The following is a 13,617-nucleotide window of genomic DNA, read 5'->3' as shown; positions in this document are numbered from 1 at the left end:
CGACCGCGTGAGGAGTGCCGTGACCGCCGACAGCCACGACGCCCGCAAGCGGCCCATTCGCCCGCCGGGCGCGCCGCCCCGACCCGGCCTGGTGCCCGACGACGAGACGGTGGTGCGGCCCAGGCCGGTTCCACTGCCGAAGCGCGTGCGTCATGACGATGGGGCATCCGGCGAGACTGCTGCACCCGCGCCCCTGGTGGCCGAGAGATTCGCCCCCACCGCGCTCAGTGCCCTGCCCGCCGTCCCGGCCCTCGCCAGTTCACTGCCGGTGGCCGCTCCGGTGCGCGCCGAGGCCCCCGCGCCTCTCCCCACCGTGGCCCCGGCCGGCGTCCTCACCCACCACACCATCGGTGCCGCCCCGGGCCGACTCGACCTGGCCGACCCGCGCTGGTCGACGACCCTCGCGTCACGGTCGGGAGGCCTGCTGCTCGAGACCCGGCCTCCGGCTCTGCCCGAGCTCGACGAAGAGGGTCCCGCTCGGCGCCTCACCCACCAGCCGGCCTTCATCGCATCGATGGCCGCCGCTCTCGTGGTCGTCGTCGTGGTGGTCGTGCTCGTGTTGATGCAGACCGTCTTCCGCGGCCCCGACCGGGTCGAGAACCTCCAGCTGCTCGACGGCGGCGACAACTACGTGCTGCAGTGGTCGGGCCCCGACGTGCCCTACGACGTCCTGATGACCGGTGGCTCGACCGGCAAGAACGAAGACGTGTCGGCCCTCGTCAAGGGCGGCAGGTCGGCCTGGATCCCGAAGACCGGGGCCGACGTCACCGACAAATCGTGCTTCATCGTTCGCGGCCAGCGCGCCACCTCGCAGAAGCTGCCCACCACCAAGGCCGCCCTCGCGGCCCAGGGCGCCGCTCGCATCTGCGTCAGCGCCGCGAGCAGCGGCAGCTGACCCGCTACTCGCGCACCTCGGGCGGCAGCCCGCCGTGCTTCGGGGCGACGTGCGCGAGAATCTGCTCCCAGGCCGTGGCGATGACGAGGTGACCGGCGTCGGGGACGGTGACGACCTCGGATCCTGCGATCTTCTTCGCGAACCACGACGCGTCGCGGCCGTCGGTGTACGTGTCGAGGGAGCCGGTGAAGATCTGCGTGGCCGCGGTGATCTTCGAGAGCTCGTCCGCCCACGAGTCGTCGTCGAGGGCGATCAGGTCGGCGGCGACGCCGAAGGTGCCCTGTGTCGCGGCCTCGGCGAGCGAACGCTCGAGGCGGCTGGCCAGGCCCGAGATCGAAGCGAGCGCAGGATCGTCGTCGGTCACGCCGAGAGCGCTCAGACGGTTCCAGGGGTGCTCGGCCACAGTGTCGGCCATCGTGTCGACGGTGGCCCCGACGGTCAGCGCGATCGTGTCGACCTCGGCGTCGGTGCGGCTGCGCAGTCGCGACTTCTTCGGGGCCGGCGCGGCGGCGAGGGCCACCCGGTCGACGAGGTCGGGGTAGCGGGCCGCGAACGCCAGGGCGAACGCCGAACCCGAGCCCCAGCCGACCACGCCGACGCTGCCGAGGTCGGCCTTGCTGACTTTCTCAGCGCTGGCCTCCGAGTTGCGGACGTACTCGGCGATGTTGTCGGCGACGCCGTCGACGCTCGGCACGATTCCAGGTTCGAGGAGGGCGGAGGCTGCGTAACCCGGGCGGTCGACCTCGATGAGGCGCACACCCCAGCGGTCGGTCACGAGCGGATCGGGGTCGAAGAGGCCTGCGGCGCCGACCGGGAGGAAGACGAACACGAGTCGTCGGGCGATCGAGTCGCCTGTCGTCGAGAAGCTGACGCTTCGTCCGGATTCGAGCTGGAAGTTTCTGTCGGCCACGAAGGCGTCCTTTCGTCGGGTGCACCCTCCACTTCAGCACCCGCCCGCGGGGCATTCTCAGCCAGCGACGGCTGGGGCCCCGAGCAGATCAGGTACGGACGACCCCGGCGACCTTCTCGAGGGAGGGCAGCGCCGCGACGAGCAGCCTGCGCTCGTCGGCGTCGAGCTCGCCCAGCAGCGCCTCGGCGTGCTCGGACCGCTCGCGGCGGGCATCGAGCACGGCCTCGCGGCCGACCTCGGTGGCGGTCACGAAGAACGCGCGCCCGTCGTCCGGATCGGCTGCCCGTGTCACGAGCCCGCGCTTCTCGAGGTCGTCGACGAGCCGGGTGGCCGACGGCGCCGAGACTCCTTCGATCTGGCCGAGCTTCGACGGGCGAATCGGGCCGCACCTCACCACGGTCGAGAGGGCCAGCAGCAAGCCGTGGCTCAGTTCGGGGCGCGCCGGGCGGAGCAGCCGGTTCAGCCGCCCCACCGCCAGCGCGAACCGGGCGGGCACGCCGTCGGGGTCGACGCGCGTTGCATCCTGAGCCGCCTCTACCTGCAGCGAGACCTCGGGTGCGGCAGTCATCAGCGGTCTCGGACTGCGTTCGACGCGGTGACGGGGGAGGCCGACGACGGCTCGACGACGGTCGCGGAGTCGTCGGGGCCGCCTTCGACGATGTCGACCGAGCCGGTCGGCAGGTCGAGGTGGACGAACTTCTTGCCGCGCACCAGCGAGGCCACGGCGGCGATGACCGTCATGATCGTCGCGGCGGTGAAGACCACCACGAGGCCGTGGTGGAAGGGCGACGAGATCAGCTGGGGGAAGAACTCCTTACCGATGAGCGTCGCGCGGTTGGCGGGGGAGAGGCCGGCCAGCACCTTCGAGCCCAGCAGCTCCTGGATCGGGTTGAACCCGAGGAACGCCGAGAACAGCGTCGACACCGGCGGCAGCTGCGAGATCTGCGTGGAGACCGCAGCCGAGACGCCGTGCGACGACAGACCCGCCTTCAGGGTCGAGGGCAGAGTGGTCGAGAGGCCTGCGATCATCAGCGAGAAGAACACGCCGATCGAGAGCGACGTGCCGGCGTTCTGCACCGTGCCCGCCATGCCCGAGGCCGAGCCGCGCTGGTTGGCCGGCACCGAGTTCATGATCGACGCGCGGTTCGGCGCGCCGAACATGCCCGACCCGATGCCCGAGAGGAAGGTGATCACGGCGAACGGGAAGTAACCGAAGTCGACGGGCAGGATCAGGAGACCGACGAATGTCAGCGCGACGAGCACGAGGCCGCCCGTGGCGAAGACCTTCGCGCCGTACTTGTCCGACAGGGTGCCCGAGATGGGGCCCGCGATGAGGAAGCCGACGGTCAGCGGGATCAGGTAGATGCCCGCCCACAGCGGGGTGTCTTGGTACGAGTAGCCGTGCAGCGGCAGCCAGATGCCCTGCAGCCAGATGATCAGCATGAACTGGAGGCCGCCGCGGCCGATCGACGCGAGCAGACCCGCGAGGATCGCCATCGAGAACGACCGGATCTTGAACAGCCGCATCTCGAACATGGGCGACTTCGTGTGGAGCTCCATGAAGACGAAGACCACCAGCAGCACGATGCCCCCGATGATACCGGCGAGCACCCACGGGTTGGTCCAGCCGGTGGCCGACGAGCCGTAGGGCTGGATGCCGTAGGTGATGGCGGCGAGAAGCGCGGTGAGGCCGACCGCGAAGACGACGTTGCCGGGCCAGTCGAGCTTGCCCTTGTTCGTGACGCCCACTTCGTGGAGCGACTTGTACGACCAGATGGTGCCGATGATGCCGATCGGCACGGACACGAAGAAGACGGCGCGCCAGTCGATGGTCGAGAGCAGACCGCCGACGATGAGGCCGATGAACGAACCGGCGATGGCCGCTACCTGGTTGATGCCGAGCGCCATGCCGCGCTTGTTGGCGGGGAAGGCGTCGGTCAGGATCGCCGTCGAGTTGGCGAACAGCATCGCGCCTCCGATGCCCTGCACCAGACGCCAGATGATCAGCCACATCGCGCCCGTGCCGCCCTGGTAGGGGTCGAAGGCCAGGGCGATGGAGCCGATGGTGAAGACGACGAATCCGGCGTTGTAGATCCTGACCCGCCCGTACATGTCGCCGAGTCGGCCGAACGTGACCACGAGCACGGCCGTGATGAGCATGTAGCCCATCAGCATCCAGAGCAGGTAGCTGACGTTGCCGGCGGCCAGCGGGTTGAGGTTGATGCCCTTGAAGATGGCAGGCAGCGAGATGATGACGATCGACGAGTTGATCACGGCCATGAGCACACCGAGCGTGGTGTTGCTCAGCGCGATCCATTTGTAGCGTGGGTGGTCTTTGGTGATGAAGGGGGGCACGAAGCAGTCTCCGAAAGAAGCGATGGGGTGGGGATCGACGCAAACTAGTTGCTTGATGTGAACTAACTATACGCCTGCGAAGACACAGCGCCGCGTTCACCTTCTCGACGAAAGCCGTTCACCGGCGCTCCCTACTTTCAGGGCCATGCACAGAGCTCTCGGGCTGACCCTCGCCGTCGCCCTCACCGCCACGGGAGGGGTGGGACTCTCGGCCGCAGCCGCCTCCGCCGCACCCACCGCCTCCACCGCACCCACCGCCTCGACGACTTCGGCGCCTCCGACAACGCTGACGCCCGGCGACCTGGTCGTCTACCGCGTCGGCGACGGCACGAGCGCCCTCTCGAGCGCCGCGACCGCCGTCTTCCTCGACGAGTACACGCCGCAGGGCACGCTCGTCGAGAGCATCCCGATGCCGACGGCGACATCGGGCCAGACGCACGCCCTCACGGCCAGCGGGTCGTCAGGATCCGAGGGCCTCCTGTCGCTGTCGGCCGACGGCCGCTACCTGGTCGCGCCGGGCTACTCCGCCGCTGTCGGCACGAAGAAGGTCTCCTCCACGGCGGCGGCCTCGACCGCACGCACGATCGGGCGCGTCGCTGCGGACGGCACCGTCGACACGACCACGGCGCTGACGGATGCCGCCGACGGCAACAACGTCCGCTCGGCGGCGAGCGCGAACGGCACCGATCTCTACATCGGCGGCGCGGCCGGCGGCGCCCGCTACACGACGCTCGGCTCGTCGACCTCGACCGAGCTCGACTCGGGCACCTACAAGAACGTGCGTCAAGTAGAGGTCGTCGACGGGCAGCTCTACGCCTCGGCCGACCCGACGAAGGCGGGGCTCACGATCGGCAGGATCGGCCAGGGTCTGCCGACCACCACCGGCCAGACCGTGACGGACCTTCCCTTCGACACGGCGCCGTCGGATCCTTATGCCTATTCGCTCCTCACTCTGGGCAACGGGTCGACGCCCGACACTCTCTATGAGGCGGACTCCACCGCGGGCAGCGTCGTCAAGTACGGGCTCGTGAACGGCACGTGGACGCAGGAGGGCTCGGTGCTCGTACCGCTCGTCACCGGCCTCACCGCCAACGACGTCGAGGGCGACGTGACGCTCTACGCGACCACCTCGGGTGCCGACTCGACGACCGGCTCGGTCTCGTCGATCACCGACGACTCGGGTGTCGGCGGGCAGCTCTCGGGTGTCGCCACGCCCATCGTCACGGCGGCCTCGAATGAGACCTTCCGCGGCGTCGCCTTCGCGCCCGGCACCGTGATCGGCACCGGCGGTGGGATCACACCGCCCAGTGTGAAGCCGACCATCACGACCTCCGACACTGCTCTGTCGGCCGCCCTCGGCGACTCGTCGAACGAGACGCTCGGCGTGACCGTCGGCGACACCGATGCCGACGCGTCCGACCTCACGGCGACCGCGACCTCGTCGAACCAGGCGGTGGCCGCGGACTCCGGCATCACCGTCACCGGGTCGGGCGCTTCGCGCACCCTGTCGGTCACTCCGGTCGGCACGGGGACCGCGACGATCACCCTGACCGTTACCGACCCCGACGGCCAGACTGGCGCCACCCAGATCAGCTACGGTGTCTCGGCAGACCTCACCGCGAGCGCCAGGAAGGTCTCGTACCTCTCCGGCGCCGCGAACGCCTCGGCCGCGGTCGATGCTGGTGACGGCTACGACTTCGTGGGCGACGACGAGTCCGACACGATCCGCCTGTACGACATGTCGAAGTCGGGCGCCCCGGCGGCCACCTTCGACTTCGACTCGCTGCTGCCCGACGGCAACACCGAGATCGACATCGAGGGCGCCGCGAAGCACGGCGACGTCATCTACTGGGAGGGCTCAATGAGCAACTCGTCGAGCGGCAAGCTCGCCCCGGCGCGCAGCACCGTCTTCGCGACGAAGGTGACCGGCACCGGCGCCTCGGCGACCCTGAGCTATCTCGGCAGCTACACGGGCCTTCTCTCCGACCTCGTCTCGTGGGACGAAGCCGACGGCTCGGGCCTCGGTGCGAACTACCTCGGTCTCGCCGCCTCGTCGGCCGACGGCGTCGACGGGCACGACGACTCCGCTCTGAACGTCGAGGGCCTCGAGTTCGCGTCGCCCACCAGCGGCACGGCCTACCTCGCCTTCCGCGCGCCGCTCGAGCCGACGACCGACCGCCACCTCGCGATGCTCATCCCGGTGACGAACTACACCGCGCTCTCGACTGCCGGCAACCAGACCGCGACACACGCCACCTTCGGCGCCCCGATCTTCATGGATCTCGGCGGCCTCGGCATCCGCGACATCAAAGAGAATGCCGCCGGCCAGTTCTTGATCATCGCGGGCACCGCCGACGGCTCCAACACCGGCTTCGCGCTCTACTCGTGGGACGGCAACCCCGCTCACGCGCCGCGCAAGACCGGCACGAGTCTGCCGCAGGTGCCCACCGCCGACAACGCCGGCTCGTGGGAGACCATCGTGAGCGTGCCCGAGCCACTGACTGCAGGAGCCAGCGTGCAACTCGCGCAGGACGACGGCACGGTCGACTGGTACGGCGACGGTCTCACCTCGAAGACCGGCGAAGTGCAGGGTCTGCAGAAAGACCTCCTGTCGACCTTCACGTACACGCCGCCGACGCCTCTCGCCACTTCGGTGACCGTGACCTCGAGTGCCGCGACGGCTGCCCCGGGCACGGCCGTCACCTTCACCGCGACGGTGTCGGGGCCGAGCAACGACGCGACCCCCTCGGGGGCCGTCACGTTCGCGATCACCGGAGCCGACGGATCCTCGGTCACCTGCTCGGGCTCAGCCACCGCGCCCCTGTCGAACGGTGTCGCGACCTGCACACTCCCGGCCGGCGCCCTGCGCGCCTCCGGATCGGCCTACACAGTGACGGCGAACTACGCAGGATCAGCAGACTTCGCAGCTTCCACAGGAACGCTGAGCGAGAAGGTGGCCGGCATCGCCACTCGCACGAGTGCCGCCGTGATCGCACTGCTGCCGACCACCCGCTCGACACTCGGCGTCCTGGGCGCCGTCGTCCCGTCGAAGTTCGCGTCGCAGTCACTCGCCGGACCTGTGTTCATCACCGAGACGGGGCCGACCGGCGCCGTGCTCGGCACGCAGAGGACGTCGGTGAACGGGCTGCTGCCGATCATCGTCGGCGCGGTGCCCGGGGGAGTGCTGCCGGTCGGCACCTCGAAGGTCACCGTGACGTATGCGGGCAACGAGTACTACGCGCCGTCGTCGTCGACGCTCACGGTCACGCTGAAGCGCTGACAGGCTGAAAGGCCGAGGCGACTCTTCTGACGCTCAGAGGATTCGGGGCTCCCGCTGGCGCCCGCCGAATGGAAGAATGACTGCATGTTCGGCAAGCGCCTGCGGGGGACCGACTCTCCCATCACCCGAGACACCGGCTTCGGCATCGGTGCCCAGGTGTACGTGGTCGACTCGCTCGAAGACCCCACGTCGCCCTTCCCCGACGGGCCCACCGGCTTCGTCATCCGCGCCGGCGGCTCGGCGTGGCAGGGCGTTTCGGTGATCGGCGGCTCGGCCCGCGTCTGGATGATCGAGTTCGACACCCCGCAGTACACGGTCGACCTCGAGGGCCCGCTCTCGCGGGTGCAGCTGCCCGAGCGCTACCTCCGGCTCGCGCCGCCCGTGCACGAGAACGACTACCTCAGCTACTGACGCCCCCACCCCCGTGCGAGGGGCGCTCGCACTGGGGCTCCCGGGCGGCGAGGCGTCGCCCCTAGCGTCGGAGCATGATCTCCCCACGTCTCGCGATCGCCGCCACCGTGCTCACGGCGGCCATCGCCGTGCCCTCCGTGATCACCGCCACCGAATCGGCCTCTGCCACGACCGCGTCCGCTGCGAAGTACGCGAACTGCACGGCACTCCACAAGACGTACAAGTACGGCGTCATGAAGCCCGGCACGAAGTACAACGTGATCCACCACACGGGCAAAGCGAACACCGACAAGAAGATCACCGGCACCCCGAAGTCCGACCTCACCCTCTACAACGCGAACTCGAAGCTCGACGCCGACAAAGACGGCATCGCCTGCGAGCTCGACTGACTCCTCCCGCGCTCAGGCTTCCGGCGGCGCGGTCGAGCCGCGCACCACGAAATGGGTGGCGAGCTCGATCCGCGTGACACCACGCGGTCGACCACGCGGAGCCCGCCGGTCTCGGATCAGATCCAGCAGGATCCGTAGTGCCACCGATCCCATCTCGGCCGTCGGCTGCTGCACGGTCGTCATCGGCGGCGTCGCCCACTGCGCCTCGGGCAGGTCGTCGAAGCCGACCACGCTGAGATCCTGCGGGATCCGTAAGCCGAGCGACGCGGCCGCGTCGTAGATGCCGAACGCCATGCTCTCCGAACATGCGAAGAGAGCCGTCGGGCGGTCGGCACCGGCCAACACCGGGAGGACGGCCTCGCCGGCCGCGTCGCGCGACCAGTCTCCGTGCACGATCCTCGACGTCGGCAGGTCGAGCCCCGCATTCGTGAGTGCCGAGCGGAAGCCGTCGACGCGGGCGGCGTTGTACAGGGTGCCAGGCCCCGCGTCGACGATCCCGATGCGGCGATGCCCGAGGCCGACGAGGTGCTCGCCGGCCGAGCGCCCCCCTTCCCAGTTCGTCGAGCCCACGCTCGAGACGTCGTCGGGCGGCTTGATCACAGGGTCGACGAGCACCACGGGAATGCCGGCGGCCGCCAGAGCGCCGAGCTGCACCCCGGTCGGCCCGAGGCCGACGATGACGGCCCCCTCCGAGCGACGGCGCATCAGCCGCGTCATCCATTCGTCCGTGTCGCGCGCGATCGTCATGACCACGCCGATTCCGGCGTCGGTCGCCTCGGCCTCGATGCCGCTCAGCGCGCGAGTCGCCCAAGCGTTGTCGACGGCGGTCAGGACGAGGTCTACCAGGGCCGGCATCGAAGTCGTCTCCGAGCGCTGCCGGGCTGAAACACGCGGCTGGTACCCCGTGCGGGCCACGGCGTCGAGCACATGTTGGCGAGTCGCGGCGGAGACATCCGTACCGCCCCGAAGCACCTTCGACACGGTCGGGACGCTTATGCCCGCGAGCCGCGCAACGACCTCCAGAGTCGGTCGGGGGACGGGCATGAGGCCACCATATCGAGATCCTGCAATTTGCGCAAAGTAATTTGTCTTGCTTCGCAACAAAGTCTTCTGCATACTTCTGCCAGCGCAGTTCACCGCTCTGAACTTGCGCAAACTCCATCGTTCAACGAAGAACAAGCCTCGAGTCGCTCGAGGCGGAAGGACCGTCAATGTCGACTCCACGAGCAGCCGTGTCCCGTCGAGGATTCCTCGGCCTCATCGGCGGGAGCGCCGCCGTCACGGCGCTGGCCGCCTGCAGCACCGGGGGAGGAGGAGGCAGCGCATCCCGACCCCTCAAATTCTGGAACATGCCCTGGGGCGGCCCCCAGTTCAACCCCACCGACAAGCAGATCACCCTCGGGTACAAGCCGGCGTCCGGCCTGTCGACTCCGACCTATCAAGCCGTCCAGTGGGCCAACTTCACCCAGACGTTCGCCACGGCGATGGCCTCGAAGACCGGCCCTGCGGTCTCGTCGGGCGGAGGCACCCAGGCCTTCCAGTTCGCGAAGCAGGGGTTCATCGCCGAGGCCGACGACCTCGTCGACAGCTGGAAGAAGAACGGCATCTACGACGACTTCCTCCCCGGCCTCCTCGACACCATGAAGACCCCGAGCGGCTACGTGGCCGTGCCCTACAACCTCGACATGCGAGTGCTCTGGTACAACAAGAGTCTGCTCGAGAAGGCCGGCGCCGAGCCCCCGACCGACTGGCAGTCCTACCTCGACACGGCAGCCGCCCTGAAGAAGATCGGCGTCTACGGGTTCGCGGCCAACGGCAATGCGTCCGGCGGCAACGCCTTCCAGATGATCGTCGGGTTCATGATCAACAACGGCGGCGGCATCTTCGACGCCGAGGGCAAGCCGAACCTCGTCACGACGGCGAACATCCAGGCGCTCGAGTTCATCGAGGAGAACATCCGCAAGGGCTACGTCGACCCCGGCGCCATCAGCTACACGGCGACCAACTCGAACTCGCAGTGGAAGGCCGAGAAGTTCGGCATGGGGATCGACGTGCCGGGGCTTGCCGCGAACGTCGGCGGCACGACGGCGGCCGACCTCGTGGTCGGCGATCCCATCGCCAGCGATTCGGGCAAGAAGGGTGCGCTCTACTTCCCGAACAACATCATGATGTACAAGAACACCCCGAGTCAGAAAGACAGCGAGGCCTTCCTCACGTATTACTACAAGCACATGGCCGAGCTGTGGACGAAGAAGACGGGCATCGGTCTGCCGGTACTCAAGTCGATCGCCTCCACCCCGGAATTCCAGTCGGACCCCAACCAGGTGAAGATCGTGAAGGTCTGGCAGCCGGTCGCGAAGACCTGGGCGGCACCCGGCGGCACGGCCCTCTTCTCGAACGTCAGTTACGTCGACAGCACGACCCCGATGAACACGTTCATGCAGAACGTCCTGTCGGGCAAGACGCCGAAGGAGTCGCTCACGGCCCTGCAGACGACCCTGAAGGGCGAGATCAAGTAAGCCACCCCCGGGCGCGGAAGGCCGCATTCCGCGCCCGGGAATATCCACCGCCGACACGCGTTTCACCAACTGCATGCAAACGCATACACATCAGCTAAGGTGAGGTCATGGCAAACGCAACGGCACAGGGTCCGGTCCAGTTCGGCATCTTCTCGGTCGGAGACATCACGACCGACCCGACCACGGGCATCACGCCAACCGAGCACGAACGCCTGAAGGCGATGATCACCATCGCCAAGCACGCCGAAGAGGTCGGCCTCGACGTCTACGCCGCGGGCGAGCACCACAACCCGCCGTTCGCGAACTCGAGCCCCACGACTCTGCTCGCGACGATCGCGGCTCAGACCGAGCGCATCATCCTCTCCACCGCCACGACGCTGATCACCACCAACGACCCGGTGAAGATCGCCGAAGACTTCGCGCTGCTGCAGCACATCAGCGACGGCCGCGTCGACCTCACGCTCGGCCGCGGCAACACCGGCCCCGTCTACCCGTGGTTCGGCAAAGACATCCGCCAGGGCATCAACCTGGCCATCGAGAACTACGCGCTGCTCCACCGCCTCTGGACGGAGGAGGTCGTCGACTGGAAGGGCCACTTCCGCACCCCGCTGCAGGGCTTCACCGCCACGCCCCGCCCGCTCGACGACGTCGCGCCGTTCGTCTGGCACGGCTCCATCCGCTCGACCGAGATCGCCGAGCAGGCCGCGTACTACGGCGACGGCTTCTTCGCCAACCACATCTTCTGGCCCGCGTCGCACACCGCGCAGATGGTGCGCCTCTACCGCGAGCGCTTCGAGCACTACGGCCACGGCCGCGCCGACCAGGCGATCGTCGGCCTCGGCGGTCAGGCGTTCATCGCCAAGAATTCGCAGGATGCCAAGAACCAGTTCCGCCCCTACTTCGACAACGCGCCTGTCTACGGTCACGGCCCGTCGATGGAGGATTTCACCTCGCAGACCCCGCTCACCGTGGGCAGCCCGCAGGAGGTCATCGACCGCACCCTCGGCTTCCGCGACTACGTCGGCGACTACCAGCGTCAGCTCTTCCTGATGGACCACGCGGGCCTCCCGCTGAAGACCGTCCTCGAGCAGCTCGATCTGCTGGGTTCGGAGGTCGTGCCGGTGCTTCGCGCCGAGATGGCGAAGAACCGCCCGGTCGACATCCCCGACGGCCCCACCCACGCCGGCCTCGTCGCGGCTCGTGCCGCCGCGACCGCCGTCACCCCGGAGGAGGTCTCGGCGTGACCAAGAAGATCGCCGTCATCGCCGCAGGGCTCAGCCAGCCGTCGTCCACGCGCCTGCTGGCCGACCGCCTCGCCGAAGCGACCACCCGAGCACTCGCCGCCCACGGCGAGACAGTGGAGGTCGACATCATCGACCTGCGCGACCTCGCGCACGACATCACCGACAACCTGCTCACCGGGTTCGCCCCGCCCGCTCTCCAGGAGGCCATCGATGCGGTGGTCGCCGCCGACGGCGTGATCGCCGTCACGCCCGTGTTCACCGCGTCGTACAGCGGCCTCTTCAAGTCGTTCATCGACGTGATCGACAAGGACTCGCTCGAGGGCACTCCGGTGCTCGTCGCCGCGACCGCCGGCACCGCTCGTCACTCGATGGTGCTCGACTTCGCGCTGCGGCCGCTGTTCGCCTATCTCCGCGCGGTCGTCGTGCCCCTCGGGGTCTTCGCGGCATCGGAGGACTGGGGCAGCGGCGACGAGACCACCACGACCCTGCCCGACCGCGTCGCCCGCGCCGCCGGCCAGCTCGCCGACCTCGTCGCCGGCCACACCACTCAGCGCGACGACCCGCTCGCCGTCGTCGACTTCGAGACCCAGCTGCGCCGCCTCGGCCAGTAGCCCGCCCCCTCCCGTTTTACCTATAGGCAAGCCGTTGCCGCACAGAAGTTTCGCTGTGGCAGGGCCGCACCTATAGGTAGAACGGGCATGACTGCGGGGTGTCGCGCGTTGCACAAGGCATGACCGACACCACCAGCAGTACCAGCACCACCAGCAGTACCAGCACCAGCAGCAGCTCCGCGGCGGCCCAGCTCGAGCGGTTCCACGAGCGCCGCCGTGTACGCGCGACGAGCGCACAGGGGCCGCTGGCGCTCGTCAACACGCAGTGGGTCGACGGCCCGCAGACGATCTGGGGCGTCGCAGGATCCTGGGCTCCCGCACCGGCAGGGCTCGGCGGCCTCGCCCTCACGGCGACTCCGGCCGACGAGATCACCGTCGACGGCGAGCTCGTCGACGGCACGGTCTACGTCGCGGGCACCGACGCTATGGCCCCGTCGAGCATCCGCTTCGGCTCCGAGGGGACCGTGACGGGCACCGTCATCCCCAACGACGATCGCTCGTCGTACGCGCTCCGCGTCTGGGATGCCAAGTCGGAGGGCAACCAGGCGTTCGGCTCGATCGACGCCTTCCCCTACGACGAATCGTGGGTCGTCACGGCCGACTTCGTGCCGACCGAGGAGGGCACCCAGGTCGACATCCGCCACCAGAAAGACCTCGATCTGAGCCGCCCGCAGCCGCTGCCCGGCCTCATCCGCTTCTCACGCGACGGCGCGGACTACGAGTTGGCCGCCTTCCCCTCAGGCGACGGCGACCGGCTCCAGCTCGTCTTCGGCGACGCGACCAACGGCGACACCACGTACTCGGTCGGGCGCTTCCTCTTCCCGGCCCCGAACGGCGACGGCACGATCACGCTCGACTTCAACCAGGCCGTCCTGCCGCCCTGCGCTTTCTCGTACAACTTCAACTGCCCGATCCCGCCGAAGCAGAACCGCTTCGGCGCAGCCGTCGAGGCCGGCGAGAAGAACGTGCTCGCCGCCGACGGGTCGCTCCTGCACGAGTAGCC

Annotated in this window: 12 protein-coding genes and 1 pseudogene; 8 read left to right on the top strand and 5 right to left on the bottom strand. The window is 68.8% G+C overall.

The annotated features are described in order from the left end of the window. Nucleotides 1-19 precede the first annotated feature (19 nt). Nucleotides 20-895: a hypothetical protein gene (locus AX769_RS13825; protein WP_066280379.1), complete on the top strand. Its 876-nt coding sequence runs from the start codon at nucleotides 20-22 to the stop codon at nucleotides 893-895. Nucleotides 896-899: 4 nt separating this feature from the next. On the opposite strand, the gene AX769_RS13820 is transcribed toward AX769_RS13825, so the two are convergent. From AX769_RS13820 to AX769_RS13810, 3 genes are all read right to left on the bottom strand, one after another. Continuing rightward, nucleotides 900-1,805: an alpha/beta fold hydrolase gene (locus AX769_RS13820; RefSeq protein WP_066280378.1), complete on the bottom strand. Its 906-nt coding sequence runs from the start codon at nucleotides 1,803-1,805 to the stop codon at nucleotides 900-902. Between the two features lie 88 nt (nucleotides 1,806-1,893). Then, nucleotides 1,894-2,373 (bottom strand): MarR family winged helix-turn-helix transcriptional regulator, encoded by a 480-nt coding sequence (locus tag AX769_RS13815; RefSeq protein WP_082763818.1) that lies wholly within the window; start codon nucleotides 2,371-2,373, stop codon nucleotides 1,894-1,896. Beyond that, a complete protein-coding gene (locus AX769_RS13810) occupies nucleotides 2,373-4,160 on the bottom strand; it encodes an MFS transporter (protein ID WP_239451792.1) in 1,788 nt (595 codons plus the stop codon). Before AX769_RS13810 ends, AX769_RS13815 begins: the two co-directional genes overlap by 1 nt. 145 nt (nucleotides 4,161-4,305) lie before the next feature. Between AX769_RS13810 and AX769_RS13805 the strand changes: the two genes are divergently transcribed. The 3 genes from AX769_RS13805 (at nucleotide 4,306) to AX769_RS13795 (ending at nucleotide 8,240) form a co-directional block, all read left to right on the top strand. Continuing rightward, complete coding sequence (locus AX769_RS13805) at nucleotides 4,306-7,440, top strand: Ig-like domain-containing protein (protein ID WP_066280375.1); 3,135 nt, start codon at nucleotides 4,306-4,308, stop codon at nucleotides 7,438-7,440. An 84-nt stretch (nucleotides 7,441-7,524) separates the two neighbouring features. Then, the gene (locus AX769_RS13800) at nucleotides 7,525-7,851 is read left to right on the top strand and encodes a hypothetical protein (RefSeq protein WP_066280372.1); all 327 of its coding nucleotides are present in this window, start codon (nucleotides 7,525-7,527) and stop codon (nucleotides 7,849-7,851) included. Between the two features lie 74 nt (nucleotides 7,852-7,925). After that, nucleotides 7,926-8,240 carry an excalibur calcium-binding domain-containing protein gene (locus AX769_RS13795; RefSeq protein ID WP_066280363.1) on the top strand — a complete coding sequence of 105 codons (315 nt, stop codon included), beginning with the start codon at nucleotides 7,926-7,928 and terminating at the stop codon, nucleotides 8,238-8,240. A 12-nt stretch (nucleotides 8,241-8,252) separates the two neighbouring features. Here AX769_RS13795 and AX769_RS13790 read toward each other — a convergent pair whose 3' ends face one another. Together AX769_RS13790 and AX769_RS26050 are read right to left on the bottom strand one after the other, a co-directional pair. Next, a complete protein-coding gene (locus AX769_RS13790; RefSeq protein ID WP_239451791.1) occupies nucleotides 8,253-9,095 on the bottom strand; it encodes a substrate-binding domain-containing protein in 843 nt (280 codons plus the stop codon). Nucleotides 9,096-9,191: 96 nt separating this feature from the next. After that, nucleotides 9,192-9,284, bottom strand: a pseudogene (locus AX769_RS26050) (hypothetical protein); the annotation flags it as partial. Between the two features lie 167 nt (nucleotides 9,285-9,451). Between AX769_RS26050 and AX769_RS13785 the strand changes: the two are divergent. The 4 genes from AX769_RS13785 (at nucleotide 9,452) to AX769_RS13770 (ending at nucleotide 13,615) form a co-directional block, all read left to right on the top strand. Further along, a complete protein-coding gene (locus AX769_RS13785) occupies nucleotides 9,452-10,759 on the top strand; it encodes an ABC transporter substrate-binding protein (RefSeq protein WP_066280354.1) in 1,308 nt (435 codons plus the stop codon). Between the two features lie 107 nt (nucleotides 10,760-10,866). Continuing rightward, nucleotides 10,867-12,003: an LLM class flavin-dependent oxidoreductase gene (locus AX769_RS13780; RefSeq protein ID WP_066280348.1), complete on the top strand. Its 1,137-nt coding sequence runs from the start codon at nucleotides 10,867-10,869 to the stop codon at nucleotides 12,001-12,003. Further along, entirely contained in the window at nucleotides 12,000-12,614 is a 615-nt protein-coding gene (locus AX769_RS13775; RefSeq protein ID WP_066280345.1) for an FMN reductase, read from the top strand. The genes AX769_RS13780 and AX769_RS13775 overlap by 4 nt, the downstream gene beginning before the upstream one ends. A gap of 119 nt (nucleotides 12,615-12,733) precedes the next feature. Continuing rightward, nucleotides 12,734-13,615: a DUF1684 domain-containing protein gene (locus tag AX769_RS13770; protein ID WP_082763817.1), complete on the top strand. Its 882-nt coding sequence runs from the start codon at nucleotides 12,734-12,736 to the stop codon at nucleotides 13,613-13,615. Nucleotides 13,616-13,617 lie beyond the last annotated feature (2 nt).

Source organism: Frondihabitans sp. PAMC 28766, from assembly GCF_001577365.1.
Taxonomy (GTDB): Bacteria; Actinomycetota; Actinomycetes; order Actinomycetales; family Microbacteriaceae; genus Frondihabitans.
Note: the sequence above shows the minus strand (reverse complement) of the source record. Positions and strands in the feature narration are given on the sequence as shown.

Coding starts and splice junctions, on each gene's coding strand:
- AX769_RS13805 (WP_066280375.1), top strand. CDS start 4,306: ATGCACAGAGCTCTCGGGCTGACCCTCGCCGTCGCCCTCACCGCCACG.
- AX769_RS13800 (WP_066280372.1), top strand. CDS start 7,525: ATGTTCGGCAAGCGCCTGCGGGGGACCGACTCTCCCATCACCCGAGAC.
- AX769_RS13770 (WP_082763817.1), top strand. CDS start 12,734: ATGACCGACACCACCAGCAGTACCAGCACCACCAGCAGTACCAGCACC.
- AX769_RS13795 (WP_066280363.1), top strand. CDS start 7,926: ATGATCTCCCCACGTCTCGCGATCGCCGCCACCGTGCTCACGGCGGCC.
- AX769_RS13780 (WP_066280348.1), top strand. CDS start 10,867: ATGGCAAACGCAACGGCACAGGGTCCGGTCCAGTTCGGCATCTTCTCG.
- AX769_RS13785 (WP_066280354.1), top strand. CDS start 9,452: ATGTCGACTCCACGAGCAGCCGTGTCCCGTCGAGGATTCCTCGGCCTC.
- AX769_RS13815 (WP_082763818.1), bottom strand. CDS start 2,373: ATGACTGCCGCACCCGAGGTCTCGCTGCAGGTAGAGGCGGCTCAGGAT.
- AX769_RS13790 (WP_239451791.1), bottom strand. CDS start 9,095: ATGCCGGCCCTGGTAGACCTCGTCCTGACCGCCGTCGACAACGCTTGG.